This window comes from Nocardia salmonicida (assembly GCF_036142455.1).
Classification (GTDB): Bacteria; Actinomycetota; Actinomycetes; order Mycobacteriales; family Mycobacteriaceae; genus Nocardia; species Nocardia salmonicida.
The window spans coordinates 4,234,963-4,249,038 of the sequence record NZ_CP108014.1; the positions used below are offsets into that span (position 1 = coordinate 4,234,963).

At 66.6% G+C, this 14,076-nt stretch carries 14 protein-coding genes and 2 tRNA genes; 6 read left to right on the forward strand and 10 right to left on the reverse strand.

The features are described 5' to 3' along the window. The first annotated feature begins 19 nt into the window (after window positions 1-19). A complete protein-coding gene (locus OHS03_RS19945) occupies window positions 20-721 on the forward strand; it encodes an IclR family transcriptional regulator (RefSeq protein WP_056811980.1) in 702 nt (233 codons plus the stop codon). Between the two features lie 51 nt (window positions 722-772). Here OHS03_RS19945 and OHS03_RS19950 read toward each other — a convergent pair. From OHS03_RS19950 to OHS03_RS19965, 4 genes are all read right to left on the reverse strand, one after another. Continuing rightward, window positions 773-845 (reverse strand) — tRNA-Glu (locus OHS03_RS19950). A 27-nt stretch (window positions 846-872) separates the two neighbouring features. Continuing rightward, window positions 873-944, reverse strand: a tRNA-Gln gene (locus OHS03_RS19955). A gap of 192 nt (window positions 945-1,136) precedes the next feature. Further along, window positions 1,137-2,612 carry a glutamate--tRNA ligase gene (gene gltX, locus OHS03_RS19960; protein ID WP_328656137.1) on the reverse strand — a complete coding sequence of 492 codons (1,476 nt, stop codon included), beginning with the start codon at window positions 2,610-2,612 and terminating at the stop codon, window positions 1,137-1,139. 19 nt (window positions 2,613-2,631) lie between these two features. Next, window positions 2,632-3,405, reverse strand: a complete 774-nt coding sequence (locus OHS03_RS19965; protein WP_056811986.1) for a fumarylacetoacetate hydrolase family protein — start codon at window positions 3,403-3,405, stop codon at window positions 2,632-2,634. Between the two features lie 344 nt (window positions 3,406-3,749). On the opposite strand from OHS03_RS19965, the gene OHS03_RS19970 reads away from it, so the two are divergent. Then, on the forward strand, window positions 3,750-4,883 hold the full coding sequence (locus tag OHS03_RS19970) for an MFS transporter (RefSeq protein WP_328664326.1): 1,134 nt from the start codon (window positions 3,750-3,752) through the stop codon (window positions 4,881-4,883). Between the two features lie 185 nt (window positions 4,884-5,068). On the opposite strand, the gene OHS03_RS19975 is transcribed toward OHS03_RS19970, so the two are convergent. The 3 genes from OHS03_RS19975 to serA all read right to left on the reverse strand — a co-directional run bounded on the left by OHS03_RS19975 (window position 5,069) and on the right by serA (window position 8,747). Next, complete coding sequence (locus tag OHS03_RS19975; protein WP_328656140.1) at window positions 5,069-5,677, reverse strand: Uma2 family endonuclease; 609 nt, start codon at window positions 5,675-5,677, stop codon at window positions 5,069-5,071. Between the two features lie 227 nt (window positions 5,678-5,904). Further along, window positions 5,905-6,912, reverse strand: a complete 1,008-nt coding sequence (locus OHS03_RS19980; protein ID WP_194824112.1) for a 3-isopropylmalate dehydrogenase — start codon at window positions 6,910-6,912, stop codon at window positions 5,905-5,907. 236 nt (window positions 6,913-7,148) lie between these two features. Continuing rightward, on the reverse strand, window positions 7,149-8,747 hold the full coding sequence (gene serA, locus OHS03_RS19985) for a phosphoglycerate dehydrogenase (protein ID WP_301902282.1): 1,599 nt from the start codon (window positions 8,745-8,747) through the stop codon (window positions 7,149-7,151). Window positions 8,748-8,882: 135 nt separating this feature from the next. Between serA and OHS03_RS19990 the strand changes: the two genes are divergently transcribed. Beyond that, window positions 8,883-9,686, forward strand: coding sequence for a nucleotidyltransferase domain-containing protein (locus tag OHS03_RS19990; RefSeq protein ID WP_328656142.1), 804 nt, complete (start codon window positions 8,883-8,885; stop codon window positions 9,684-9,686). A 73-nt stretch (window positions 9,687-9,759) separates the two neighbouring features. Here OHS03_RS19990 and OHS03_RS19995 read toward each other — a convergent pair whose 3' ends face one another. Beyond that, window positions 9,760-9,963: a cold-shock protein gene (locus tag OHS03_RS19995; RefSeq protein ID WP_056812000.1), complete on the reverse strand. Its 204-nt coding sequence runs from the start codon at window positions 9,961-9,963 to the stop codon at window positions 9,760-9,762. A 421-nt stretch (window positions 9,964-10,384) separates the two neighbouring features. Here OHS03_RS19995 and OHS03_RS20000 point away from each other — a divergent pair, with 421 nt between their 5' ends. Then, window positions 10,385-11,167, forward strand: coding sequence for an MHYT domain-containing protein (locus OHS03_RS20000; RefSeq protein ID WP_328656145.1), 783 nt, complete (start codon window positions 10,385-10,387; stop codon window positions 11,165-11,167). 13 nt (window positions 11,168-11,180) lie between these two features. On the opposite strand, the gene OHS03_RS20005 is transcribed toward OHS03_RS20000, so the two are convergent. Continuing rightward, window positions 11,181-11,384, reverse strand: coding sequence for a cold-shock protein (locus OHS03_RS20005; RefSeq protein WP_056815711.1), 204 nt, complete (start codon window positions 11,382-11,384; stop codon window positions 11,181-11,183). A 168-nt stretch (window positions 11,385-11,552) separates the two neighbouring features. Between OHS03_RS20005 and OHS03_RS20010 the strand changes: the two genes are divergently transcribed. Beyond that, a complete protein-coding gene (locus tag OHS03_RS20010) occupies window positions 11,553-12,845 on the forward strand; it encodes a hypothetical protein (protein ID WP_328656147.1) in 1,293 nt (430 codons plus the stop codon). On the opposite strand, the gene OHS03_RS20015 is transcribed toward OHS03_RS20010, so the two are convergent. Further along, window positions 12,835-13,278: an NUDIX hydrolase gene (locus OHS03_RS20015; RefSeq protein WP_328656150.1), complete on the reverse strand. Its 444-nt coding sequence runs from the start codon at window positions 13,276-13,278 to the stop codon at window positions 12,835-12,837. The two genes, OHS03_RS20010 and OHS03_RS20015, sit on opposite strands and share 11 nt — an antisense overlap. Before the next feature lie 76 nt (window positions 13,279-13,354). On the opposite strand from OHS03_RS20015, the gene OHS03_RS20020 reads away from it, so the two are divergent. Beyond that, window positions 13,355-14,002, forward strand: a complete 648-nt coding sequence (locus OHS03_RS20020) for an ABC transporter permease family protein (RefSeq protein WP_328656152.1) — start codon at window positions 13,355-13,357, stop codon at window positions 14,000-14,002. Window positions 14,003-14,076 lie beyond the last annotated feature (74 nt).

Consider the following 14,076-nt stretch of genomic DNA (forward strand, 5'->3'; position numbering starts at 1 on the left):
GAGACGTTAGTATCGTTCTATGAGACAGCATAGCGGTATCGGTGTTCTCGACAAAGCCGTGGCGGTGCTCTACGCCGTCGCCGACGAGCCCTGCGGTCTCAATGACCTGTGCACCCGCACCGGCCTGCCCCGTGCCACCGCGCACCGGCTGGCGGTCGGGCTGGAAACGCATCGGCTGCTGGCGCGCGACGGCAACGGATTGTGGCGGCCGGGGCCCGCGCTCACCGAGTTGTCGGCGGGGGCGGCCGATCCACTGGTGGAGGCCGCCGCTGCCATTCTGCCCCGTCTGCGCGAGATCACCGGCGAAAGCGTCCAGCTGTACTGCCGCGACGGACACGCACGCGTCTGCGTCGCGGCGCTGGAGCCGCCGGTCGGCCTGCGCGACACCGTGCCGATCGGTTCGCGGCTACCGCTCACCGCGGGTTCGGCGGCGAAGGTGTTGCTGGCGTGGGCCGATCCCGAGTTGCAGCGCACGGTCCTCGCCGACGCGGTGTTCGGCGACCGGGCACTGGCCGAGGTACGTAAGCGGGGCTGGGCGCAGAGCGCCGCCGAGCGCGCGCAGGGCGTGGCGAGTGTGTCGGCGCCGGTGCGCGATGCCGGCGGGGTGATCGTGGCCGCCGTGTCGGTATCGGGACCGATCGATCGAATGGGCCGCAGGCCGGGCGCGCGCTGGGCCGCCGATCTGGTCGCGGCCGCCGAGGCATTGCACAAGCGATTGTAGAAACGAAGAAGGCCCCCGGTCGGATTCGACCGGGAGCCTTACTTTGCTTTGTAGCCCCGACGGGATTCGAACCCGCGCTACCGCCTTGAGAGGGCGGCGTCCTAGGCCGCTAGACGACGGGGCCAGGACGATCTCACAGTGTGAAACCTTGCTGGGGTACCAGGACTCGAACCTAGAATGGCTGTACCAGAAACAGCTGTGTTGCCAATTACACCATACCCCAAAGACCGAAACGCCCGACCTTGCAATCTCCACCGAGTGGTTGTCGGTGTTGCGAGGCCGTGTTCCGCGGCGATGAGAAGATTACCAAACACTAGGGGGTAAACTACAAATCGCCTGGTCAGAACCCACTTTTCGGCTGTTTTCGCACCCTCGGGAGCGGATGCGGCGCAGTGGCCGCACCCGCTCCGCACAGCTACTGCGCGGCAGGAGCCCAACCACGCGCGGCACGCAGCCGGTCGAGCGAGGCCTCGCGGCCGAGCAATTCCATCGACTCGTACAGCGGCGGACTGATGTGCGAGCCCGTCACCGCGACCCGCACCGGCGCGAATGCTTTGCGCGGCTTGAGCCCCAGATCGTCGATCAGCGCCTTTTTCAGCGCCTCCTCCAGTGCCTGGGTGGTCCACTCGCCCAGTGGCTCCACAGCGGCGATCGCGGCGTCGAGCACCGGGTCGGCCTCGGCGCCGAGGTTCTTGGTGCCCGCCGCCTGGTCGATCGCGAACTCCTCGGGCGCGACGAACAGGAATTTCAGCAGGTCCCACGCGTCACCGAGCACCACGATGCGGGTCTGCACGAGTTCGGCGGCGACCAGGAAGGTCTTCTCGTCGATTTCGGCGCCGATGTGGCCCTGCGCGGTGAGGAACTCGCGCAAACGGTGACCGAAATCGCCGGGCTCGAGAAGTCGAATCTGCTCGGCGTTGATCGCGTCGGCCTTCTTCTGATCGAAGCGGGCCGGATTCGAATTCACCGAGGAAATATCGAAAGCCGCGACCATTTCCAGCATGGAGAACACATCGCGGTCCTCGCCGATGCTCCAGCCGAGCAGGGCGAGGTAATTCAGCAAACCCTCGGGGATGAATCCGCGGTCGCGGTGCAGAAACAGATTCGATTCCGGGTCGCGCTTGGACAGTTTCTTGTTGCCCTGGCCCATCACGAACGGCAGATGCCCGAACTCGGGCGTGAACTCGGCAACCCCGATACGCTGCAGCGCGGCATACAGCGCGAGCTGACGCGGCGTCGAGGAGAGCAGATCCTCGCCCCGCAACACATGGGTGATCCGCATCATCGCGTCGTCGACCGGATTAACCAATGTGTAGAGCGGGTCGCCGTTGCCACGGGTGAGAGCGAAATCGGGAACGGTACCGGCTTTGAAGGTGGTTTCCCCGCGAACGAGATCGTTCCATCCGAGATCTTCGTCGGGCATCCGCAGTCGGACCACGGCGGGGCGACCCTCGGCTTTGTACGCCGCGATCTGCTCGGCGCTGAGATCGCGATCGAAATTGTCGTAACCAAGTTTCGGATCGCGACCGACCGCCCGGTGCCGGGCCTCGACCTCCTCCGGCGTCGAGAACGCTTCATACGCCTCGCCCGCCTCGAGCAGCTTGCGCACCACGTCGAGGTGCTGATCGCGGCGCAGCGACTGCCGGTAGGGCTCGTAGGGTCCGCCGACCTCGGGGCCCTCGTCCCAGATGAGCCCGAGCCAGCGCAGCGCGTCGAGCAGCGCGCGGTAGGAATCCTCGGAATCGCGTGCGGCGTCGGTGTCTTCGATGCGGAACACGAACTTGCCGCCGTGGTGGCGCGCGTACGCCCAGTTGAACAGCGCCGTGCGCACCAGGCCGACGTGCGGCGTGCCGGTCGGCGACGGGCAGAAACGAACCCGGACTTCAGTCATGACTCTCTTCTCCGCTGTATCAGCGCTTGGTGGCAACAGGATTGGTGAGGGTGCCGATGCCCTCGACGGTGACCGACACGTTCTGCCCGGCCTGCAGCGGACCGACGCCTTCCGGTGTGCCGGTGAGGATCACGTCACCGGGCAGCAGGGTCATCACCGAGCTGATCCATTCGATGATCTTCGGAATATCGTGCAGGAACAGCGAAGTGCGGCTGCGCTGGCGGACCTCACCGTCGACTTCGGTGGTGATCTCCAGATCGCTTGGATCCAGCGCGGTTTCGATCCACGGGCCGAGCGGGCAGAACGTGTCGTAGCCCTTGGCCCTGGTCCACTGGCCGTCGTGGCGCTGCTGATCACGAGCGGTGACATCGTTGGCGACGGTGTAGCCGAGGATTACCTCGGATGCCTTCGCCGCCGAGACGTCCTTGCACGGACGGCCGATCACCACGGCCAGCTCGCCCTCGAAATCGACCTGGGAAGAGCTGGGCGGCAGGATGATCGATGCGTTCGGGCCGATGATCGAGGTGTTCGGCTTGATGAAGATCACCGGGTCGACCGGCGCCTCGCCGCCCATCTCGGCCGCGTGGGCAGCGTAGTTCTTGCCGATGCAGATCACTTTGCTCGCCAGGATCGGCGCCAGCAGGCGGATATCGGCCAGCGGCCAGCTCCGCCCGGTGAACGTCGGCGAGCCGAACGGATGTTCGGCGATCTCCTTGGCGACGGCATCGCTTCCGTCGCCCTCGATGCTCACGAAAGCAACTCCATCGGGACTGGCAACTCGACCTAAGCGCATGCCCGGAGTCTATCGAGACGGGGCTACCTGCCCGAACGCGCCCGTGATGCGACCGGAGCCGTTCGATAGCGGTTCGGGAAAAGTGTGGACAAGCTCACACCGATGTGATTCGAAGCCGCTGCCCGCGTGCGGGATTCGCGCATGCCGTGATGTGACCCGTCAGACACCTCTTCGGTGGGCAACATCCACGGGTCACAGGTGTAGCGTGATCATCAATGTTCAAGCAATGAGACATCAATCTCAGATAGTGAGATGCAATCGTGCAATCCGGCGAGGTGAAAATCGTGACAGACGCGCGGCCGACGTCCGAAGTAACGCAGATCGGTGACGGCCGACGCTGGTTGATGCTTGCCCTCGGCGTCTTCGCGCAGACCTCGAGTTCGATCTTCATCCACGGCACCCCGTTCCTGCTGCCCGCGCTCACCGCTCGTGGCGATTCGCTCGCGTCCGCCGGCGCGCTGGTGGCACTACCGACCGTAGGTCTGGTCTGCACCCTGATCGCGTGGGGGTACGTGGTCGACCGGATCGGCGAACGCATCGTGCTGGTAGCGGGAACGCTACTGATGTTCGCGGCAGGCGTCGGCGCGGCCGTGGTGGACAACCCGGTCGCGTTCGGCGTGCTGCTGTTCGTGGGCGGTATCGGCGCCGCCAGCTCCAACGGCGCCAGTGGCCGGGTGATCGTCGGCTGGTTCCCGCCGGATCGGCGTGGTCTGGCCATGGGTATCCGCCAGACCGCGCAACCGCTGGGTGTCGGCATCGGTGCGCTCACCATCCCGTGGGTGGCCGCGCACCACGGCATCCCCGCGGCCCTGTTGGTGCCCGCGCTGATGGCCGGTGTCGCCGCGATCGGCTGCCTGGTCGGCATCGTCGACCCACCGCGACCGGCGGCGAAGGCAGCCGACCGCGCCAACCCCTATCGCGGGGACTCCACCCTGTGGCGCATCCACGGCGTCTCGATCCTGCTGGTCGTCCCCCAGGCCACCCTGTGGACCTTCGGCCTGCTGTGGCTGCACGTCGACCTGGGCTGGTCACTGGCCGCCGCGGGCGCGCTGATGACCGCCACCCAGTTCCTGGGCGCCGCGGGAAGAATCGGCGCGGGAGCCTGGTCGGACCGCGTCGGCTCCCGCCTCGGCCCCCTGCGCCAGGTGGCCGTCGCCGCCGCGGTCGCCATGGCCGCCCTGACGATCACGGCCTGGACCGACTGGTGGTGGGCCGCCGTCCCGTTGATGGTCGCGGCTTCGGTGGTCTCGGTGTCCGACAACGGCTTGGCCTTCACCGCCGTGGCCGAAATCGCGGGCCCGTTCTGGAGCGGCCGAGGTCTCGGCGTCCAGAACACCGGCCAGAACCTCGCAATAGCGGCCGTCCCACCACTTTTCGGCGCCGTCATCACAGCAACCGGCTTCCCCGTGGTGTACGCCTTGGCGGCGATCGCCGCTCTGGCAGCGGTGCCCTTGGTACCCCGAGGATCCCGAAAGTAACGGCACAACAGTCTGGTTCATCGCGCCACGGCACCAGCGGCCCTGCTCGCAATGTCCGCGCGAATCGCGTGCCGGGACAGTCGAGTAGCCGTATCACCCACCCATCGGCCACAATTCGATCCGCGTCACCTACGACAAAGGCTCGCTCCGGGTTTCAGTCGGAGCGAGCCTTTGCCGCCGAGCAGTCAGAACTCGATCAGCTGTTCGGGATCGAAGGACACTCGAACATCGCTGTCCCCCTGCAACACTACGTCGAACACCGAGCCGGATCCGACCGCCGGATCGGCACGATAGGTGCCTGCGCTCGCATCGAGCAACAGCCGGATGACTCGAATGCCGGGACGATGCTCCACAATCCAATATTCGGGAATCCCGAGCGCCGCATACTCACCGACCTTTCGCACCCGATCGGTCCGTTCACTTCCGCTGCCCGGCGAGACCACCTCGGCAACAAGCAAGACGTCGAGTCCTGGAAGCATTTTCGGCACCTCGTCCACGATCACCGATCGCGCGACGTCACGAGGAACGATGAGAACGTCAGGCTTCCGTACACCTGAAGGGGTGCTGATCTCCCACTCACCCCCGTCGAAAACCACCAGTGAGTCGTTAGGCAGTGCGCCTCGCACCATGTGAGCCAGCCGGTGCGCGATCCAGTTGTGCCGAGCCCCCGCAGCCACCTCGACCAACCACCCGTCCTCGAGTTCGAACCCTTTGCCGTCCTCCGACAGATCGTGCAGATCGAGCACAGTGTAAGGGCCGAAGCCGCTGTCACCGACAGCACGGTCAACCGTCATCTCGCCTCCCGATCTGGGGTCTTCCACCCTCCATCTGCCTGTCCGCCCGACTGGACACGCCACGATGTGATCAGTCTAATCACCACGGTCCGGGATAGACACCACCGTCTGAGCCGCGTACCCATTCAGCGAACCAGCGCACACATTTCCACCGATACTGCCTACCCGAAATCCAGGAAGGGCCTGCACCATCGAGCACCGGCGCAGGCCCTCCCCGTCGAGTTGTCCTAGACGATGGCCGCGATGCGGTCGCCGACCTCCACGGTGGAGGCGGTACCGGTACGCGAGGCAAGGTCCTTGGCCACAGCGGATTCGATACGGGCCGCGCCCTCGGTGTTGCCGAGGTGGTTGAGCAGCAGCGACACCGAGAGGATGGCGGCGGTCGGGTCGGCCTTGGACTGGCCCGCGATGTCGGGGGCACTGCCGTGGACCGGCTCGAACATCGACGGGTTGACGCCCGAGGCGTCGATGTTGCCCGAGGCGGCCAGGCCGATGCCACCGCTGACGGCGGCGGCGAGGTCGGTGATGATGTCGCCGAACAGGTTGTCGGTGACGATCACGTCGAAACGGCCCGGGTCGGTCACCATGTGGATGGTGGCAGCGTCGATGTGCTGGTAAGCCGTGGTCACCTCGGGGAATTCGACGGCGACCTCGTCGACGGTGCGCTGCCACAGCGAGCCGGCGAAGGTGAGCACATTGTTCTTGTGCACCAGGGTGAGGTGCTTGCGGCGGGCCTGCGCGGTGGCGAAGGCGTAGCGCACCACCCGCTCGATGCCGAAGCGGGTGTTGTTGGAGACCTCGGTCGCCACCTCGTGCGGCGTGCCGACGCGGATCGCGCCGCCGGTGCCGGTGTACGGACCCTCGGTGCCCTCCCGCACGACCACGAAGTCGATATCCGGGTTGCCCGACAGCGGGCTGGTGACACCGACGTGCAGCTTCGACGGACGCAGGTTCACGTGGTGATCCAGGGCGAAACGAGTCTTGAGCAGCAGCCCACGCTCGAGCACACCGCTGGGCACCGATGGATCGCCGATCGCGCCGAGCAGGATCGCGTCGTGCTGCTTGAGCTCGGGCAGCACCGACTCCGGCAGGATCTCCCCGGTGCGGTGGTAGCGCGCGGCGCCCAGGTCGTATTCGGTCTTCTCGACCCCTGGCACCACCACGTCGAGCACCTTGAGCGCCTCGGCGATGACCTCGGGACCGATGCCGTCACCGGCGATAACTGCGAGTTTCATGAAGTCCAGCTCCCGTTCAGAGAATCGGCGGTCGCCACGACCAACCGTAAGCGGTGCCGTTACGCACCGACCCAGCCCCGTCGAGGCCGACCCCGAGGAGGCTTGCCCGCGCAGCGGGCGTCGCGGCCGTCTCGACGAAATGCGGGGCGAGACAATGCGCCGAAGGCGCGAGTATCGCCCCGCATTTCGTCGGGACCGGCGGGGCCGCGACTCGAGCGCGCCAGCGCTCCGATAAATCAGACCAGGTCTACGAGGACGACCTTCGAGGCGCCGACGGCCTCGGCGATCGCGGTCTGCACCTCGGCGGGAACCTCGGCGTTGACGCGCAGCACCACGGTGGCGCCTTCGGCATCCACGTCCTGGCTCAGCTGCGCGGCCAGGATGTCGATCTCGGCCTCGCCGAGCAGGGTGCCGATCTTGCCCAGCGCGCCCGGCTTGTCGCTGTAGTTCAGCACGGCCAGGTTCAGGCCCTCGGCGCGCATGTCGTAGTTGCGGCCGTTGATGTTGACGATCTTCTCGACCAGGTTCGGCTCGGTCAGCGTGCCTGCCACGTTCAGCGTCGAACCGTCGCCGAACACGGCGCGCAGGTCGACGACGCTGCGGTGGGTCGGGCTCTCCGAAGCGGTGGTGACGGTGGCGGTGATGCCACGCTCCTTGGCCAGCGCCGGGGCGTTGACGAAGGTGACCTGGTCCTCGACCAGCGCCGAGAACACCCCGCGCAGCGCGGACAGTTCCAGCACGGCGACGTCCTGCGCGGACAGCTCGCCACGGACCTGCACCTCGACGCTGACGGGCAGCTCGCTGGCGATGGCGCCCAGCAGCGCGCCCTGCTTGCGGACGACGTCGAGCCAGGGGGCGACCTCGTCGTTCACGGCGCCACCGGTGACATTCACCGCGCCCGGCACGAACTCACCGGCCAGCGACAGCAGCACCGACTTGGCGACATCGGTACCCGCGCGGTCCTGGGCTTCCGAGGTGGAAGCGCCGAGGTGCGGCGTCACGACGACCTGCGGGAGGTCGAACAGCGGCGAGTCGGTGCACGGCTCGGTCTCGAACACATCCAGACCGGCGGCCCGCACGTGGCCGGACTTGATGGCGTCGGCGAGCGCCTGCTCGTCGATCAGCCCACCACGGGCGGCGTTGACGATGATGACGCCCGGCTTGGTCTTGGCCAGCGTCTCGGCGTTGAGCATGCCCTTGGTCTCGGGCGTCTTGGGCAGGTGGATGGAGATGAAGTCGGCGCGCTCGAGCACCTCCTCCAGGCTCAGCAGCTCGATGCCGAGCTGGGCGGCGCGAGCGGGCGAGGTGTAGGGGTCGTAGGCGACGATCTTGGTCTCGAAAGCGGCCAGACGCTGTGCGAACAGCTGACCGATGCGGCCGAGGCCGATCACGCCGACGGTCTTGCCGAAGATCTCGACGCCGTTGAACTTGCTGCGCGCCCAGGTCTTCTCCCGCAGGGTCGCGTCGGCGGCCGGGATCTGGCGCGCGGCCGAGAGCAGCAGCGTGACGGCGTGCTCGGCGGCGGTGTGGATGTTGGAGGTCGGCGCGTTGACGACCATCACGCCACGCTCGGTGGCGGCGGGCACGTCGACATTGTCGAGGCCGACACCGGCCCGGGCGACGATCTGGAGCTTCTTGCCCGCGTCGAGCACCTCGGCGTCGACAGTGGTGGCCGAGCGCACGAGCAGCGCGTCTGCCTCGGGGACCGCGGCGAGCAGCGCCGGGCGGTCGGGTCCGTCGACCCAGCGAACCTCGACACCGTCACCGAGTGCGTCGACGGTCGACTGGGCGAGCTTGTCGGCGATCAGAACTACAGGACGGCCTGCTTGGCTCACTGTGGGGTACTCCTGGGGAAGAATGGGGGTCGGCAGTTACCGCCGCCCAGAATAGTCGCCCGAACTTCGGCTGCCCTTACCCCCCTGCCCGAAAACCGGGTGAACCCTGGGCGCCGCCCCCTCTACCATCACCGCATGTCCTTGCGCACCGTCCCCGAATCGATGGACCCGGCGGTGGTGGCCGCCGTCGACACCGAGCTCGATCGGGTGGCGGCCGAGCACAATGTGTCCATCCGGCTCGCCATCGAAAGCGGCAGCCGTGCTTGGGGTTTCCCCTCGCCGGACTCCGACTACGACTGCCGTTTCGTGTATGTGGCCGGCCTGGACACCTACCTGTCCCCGTGGCGCACCCGCGATGTGATCGAAACACCGCTGGTCGGCCTGCTCGACGTGAACGGCTGGGATCTGGCGAAGGCGCTTCGCCTGTTGGTGGCGGGCAACGCGGTGCTCGTCGAATGGTTGATGTCGCCGATCGTCTACCGCGGCGACGAGGCGTTTCGCACCCGACTGCGCGAGGTGGCCACGGAGGTCGCCGATCGCGACCGGATCGCCCGGCACTACCTGCACCTGGGCGCGCGCCAGTGGGCGCTGTTCGAGCGTAACGGCGGCTTGAAGAAGGTGTTCTACGCGCTGCGGCCCGCGATGGCGCTGCGGTGGTTGCGCGAGCACCCCGGTGCCGCGGTGGCGCCGATGCACCTGCCGACGCTGATCGCCGAGTGCGCGCTGCCGACCGACCTCGTGTCGGCGATCACCGAGCTGACAGATCTCAAGTCGAAGACGCGAGAGATGGGTTCGGCGGCCCCGCCCGCGCTGATCACGGCGTTCATCGACGCCGAATTCGAGACAGCCAGAGTGGAATTCGCCGCGCGCGGACCACGCGATCTCACCACGTCGATGGCCGTCACCGGTGAGTTCTTCCGCGCCGAAGCGCTGCGGTGACTACCCCCTGAATAGCAGAAACTCCGCACCATCCGGTGCGGAGCTTCACATTCGTACGCTGGTCAGCGCAGAATCAGATGGCGCGAACGTCCTGCGCCTGCGGGCCCTTCTGACCCTGACCAACTTCGAACTCCACGCGCTGGCCCTCTTCGAGGGACTTGAAGCCGGAGCCGCCGATCGCGGAGTAATGAACGAAGACGTCCGGGCCGCCTCCGTCTTGGGCGATGAAGCCGAAGCCCTTTTCGCCGTTGAACCACTTAACAACACCCTGTGCCATTTCAAAAACCTTCTGTAGATGAGCTAGGTCCTAATAGTCCGGCCCTGGTCTCGGTGTCCACCATGCCATGATCCGACGAATTCGGCCACATCGCACAGTGCGAAGTGTGCGAACTGTGAGGAACGCAACCCTCGGATGCCGCCGGCCGGCGCTGTCACGGACGTGACGCAGCCCGCTTTTTCGGGCGGATGCTCAGCGTATGCCGAGGTAGTTGCTCCACGGATGCCGGATCCGCTGTGGACACACGTACCGAACCGACTGGAACGCTTCACCATCGAGCACCCTACGCATTTGTGACGAGACACCGTCAGCAACCCTTTACATTTTCGATAAACCCAGTACGGCAAATTCTCTACCAGCGTATTTTCCGAGTCCGTGAGGGCTCGCACGCCTCGCCGAGAAATCACGCAAGGAGTAGACGGTGCTGGATATCAACCATTTCACTTACGGCTGGGTGACCCCCCTGCTGGCCTATGTCATGTCGGTCGTCGGGTCGATGCTGGCGCTGCGTTGCATGGTTCGCTCGCGCGCATCAGGCATGCACGGCGGCTGGCTCACCGCAGCCGCGATCGCACTCGGTGGTACCGGTATCTGGGTCATGCATTTCATCGCGATGCTCGGTTTTTCGGTGCACGGCGTGACCATCCGCTACAACGTCCCCATCACCTTGTTCAGCGCCGCCGTGGCCATGGGTGTGGTGTGGCTCGGATTGTCGATCGTGGTGCGCCGCAGCTGGGACAGCGTCGCGTTACCGGTCGGCGGCACGATCACCGGACTCGGCGTCGGGGCCATGCACTACGCGGGCATGTACGCGATGAAGACCGACGCCGAGATCATCTACGACCCCGTCGTGGTCGCCGCGTCGCTCGCCATCGCGGTGATCGCCTCGATCGCGGCGCTGTGGTTCGCCCTGCACATCCACGGCTTCCTCGCCACCATCGGCGCCGCCCTGCTGATGGGCGTGGCCGTCACCGGCATGCACTACACCGGCATGTTCTCGATGAGCGCGCACACCAGCGCCCACGTCGCCCACGCCGCGGGCGCCAGCGCCGCTCAGCTGCTCACGCCGCTGATCATCGGTATCAGCATGGTGACCATGATCCTGCTGATGCAGGTCGGCATCACCGAGGCCGAGGATCCCAACCTCACCCGCCCGGTCCACGGTCAGCGCGCGAGCCGCTTCTGGCCGAGCGGCCAGAACTGACACTCTCGTCTGATCACCCGGCCCGCACATCGTGCGCTTCGGGTCCGCGCCGAGTCTCGGTGACGGTGTATTCCACCCGCTGACCGTCGCGCAGCGTGCGCCATCCCCCGCCGGCCAGCTCGGTGTACTCGACGAACACGTCTGGTCCACCGGCGTCGGGAGTGATGAACCCGAAACCCTTGCCGCTGTCGAACCAGGTCACAACCCCGCTTGGCATCATCGGCCTCCGACTCCTGTGCCTGCCAACCTGATTCGTCAATCGTCGCATGCCGGCGCCCGCGACACGAACGGCATTCGATTCGAGGAGCCGATCGCCCGGTGACGAAATGGCTATGCTCCGGACACGGTCCGCCCGGATCGGGTCAGCCGCGAGAACGGGGATTCGGTGCAGCCTTCAACCGTTCGCCGCGCGGCCGAAACCGTCACGATCTTCGTCGCCACCTCGGTCGCGGCGCTCGCGATCATGCTGCCGATCAGTTTCTCGTCGTTGGCGGCATCACTGCATGTCGACCTGCTGGTGTTCAACGTTCCGCGGGCGATGACCGGAGCGGCGTTCATCGCGGTGATCACCGCCGCCGTCACGGTGGCCATCGGCAGCCCGCGAACGGCCCGCTGGACCGCGCTGACCGCGCTGGTCGGCATCTTGGTGAACCATCTCGCGTTGATTCCGGACAGCGCCGACGGTCACCTCGACGTCCTGTCGCTGCCCACCTTGAAGTTCATCGACGCGCTGCTCGCGGGTGTTGTCATCGGCGCGCTCGCGATCGCGGTCTGGAACGAACCACTGCTGCGAACCGTCTACCTGTTCGGCACGCTCGGCGGCACCATCCTCGGCGACCTGACCCAGTCGCCCACCGACCCGAACTCCGACGGTTTCAGCAGCGCGCTCGGCGGCACACTGCCCCTGTGGTTCATCGCGGCCAGCGTGCTCGCCCTCGCCTACTTCGCGCTCACCACCGCGGCCTCGCCCCGCTGGAGCACCGAAACCGCCATCCCCCTGGCTCCCGTGTTCGCCGCCGTAGTCGCCTACACGGCGACCATCATCACCTCGCTCGCCGTGGCATCCCACAAGACCAGCGCCCCCTATCTGATCATCGCCTCGATCGCCGCCATCGCGACCGCGGTCGCCGCCGCGCTGATCCTGCCGGGACGCGACGGCCTTCTGGTCCTGCTGATGAGCAGTTTCTCCGTCGCGGGCAGCCTCGTCATCACGCTGCCCCGCTCCGGCTGGATCGACCTCGCCACGCTGGCAGCCACCGCCGCCGGCCTCCTCATCGGCATGCGCACACCACGTCCGCTGGTAGCCGCCGTGAGCGTGCTCGCCCTGGCCTGCTTCGTCCTCGCCGCCGACGTCTTCGCCCCACCCGCCACTCTCACCGCCGCTTTCGGCTGCCTCGCCCTCGGCTCGGTCGCCGGATACTGCCTCGGCACGTCGGTTCCGCAGAGCCCCCCGTCCGCGACCGTCGGCCTGGCAATCCTGTTCGTGCCCTCGGTCGGAGTCGCCCTGAGCGATAGCAATTTCGGCCACCTCGCCTATTCGTCATCCTGGTACCGCACTGCGGACGTCGACCGAGGTGCCGGTCCCGGCGTGGTCGCGATCGTCGTGGCCCTCGGCTGCGCGATCGCGGTCCTGGCCCTGATGCGCCGCCGCGCCGCGACCCCGACCGTCAGCCCGTAGTCGATTCCCACCCGTATTCCGAAAACGCCTGCCCCGCCACCACCTTGCCGATGCCCACCCGGCAGTAGTCGACGATCTCGCCGGGCAAGCCCGCGGGATCGAACCATGCGAGTTCCGAACACTTCTCGGGCTCGCGATTGGTGACCGGACCCGTCCAGCGCCGCACGGTGAAGAACATCTGCACCCGCTCGTCACTGAGCAACACATGCGCGAATTCCACATCGCGAGCATCGATGTCGATGCCCACCTCCTCGCGCGCCTCCCTGATCAGCCCGGCCACCGCCGACTCCCCCGCCTCCAGATGCCCCGCGGGCACATGGAACAACCCGTCCCCGAACCCTGTATTCGCCCTGCGCCCCAACAACACCCGCCCCGCCACATCGACCAACACCAGATGAACCCCCACCAGCACCCGATACTTGTCCACCGTCACCCCTCCTTGATCGAATTCCCCACCCGAGAACTTCGAGACCGCGACTGCCACAGTAGTTTCGGGGTATACCCACATCATGAGTTTCCCGGTGTCCTTCGGGTTGGCGCAGGTCGGTCTCCTGGCCATGATCGCCCTCGCCGTCGTCCTGCTGATCACGGCCGCACTGGCCGCCACCCGCCGTCGCGGACCCAGAGCCGTTCTCGGCCGCGCGGTCCCCGGCGCCGCCATCCTCGTGGTCGCGGTCCTCCTACTCTGGATCGCCACTCTCCTACAGACCTACCTCGGCCTCACCGGCGAAATCAAAGCCGCCCACGTAGTCGCCAAACCCGTTGCCGGCCAAGAACACCAACTCGACCTCGTCCTCACCCAGTTCGACGAAGACGGAAACCCGGGTGAGCCGACAACCCATCGCATCGAGGGCGACATGTTCGCCCTACAGTCCAACATCGTCGAACTCGAACCATGGGTCAACGCCCTCGGCTTCCACTCCGGCTACAAGCTCAGCCGCCTGTACGGCCAACGCCTAGACGGCAAATCCCCCGCCCAAGACCAGACTTTCCTCAACGGCGGCGACCGCGACTTCTTCGAAGACATGAACGAAAACCGCTGGTACACAAACCCCTTCGTCCGCTCTGCCTACGGCAACGCCACCATAGCCACCCCCGGCGAATACGACGTCTACATCTCCCGAGACGCCATCAAGGTCCGCCAGACGGACGGCTAGAGCGCCCCGAGGTACTGGATCCATCGTGACCCGGCGCACCGAATCCCGCCCCGGCAACCGCAACGCCCCTAGAC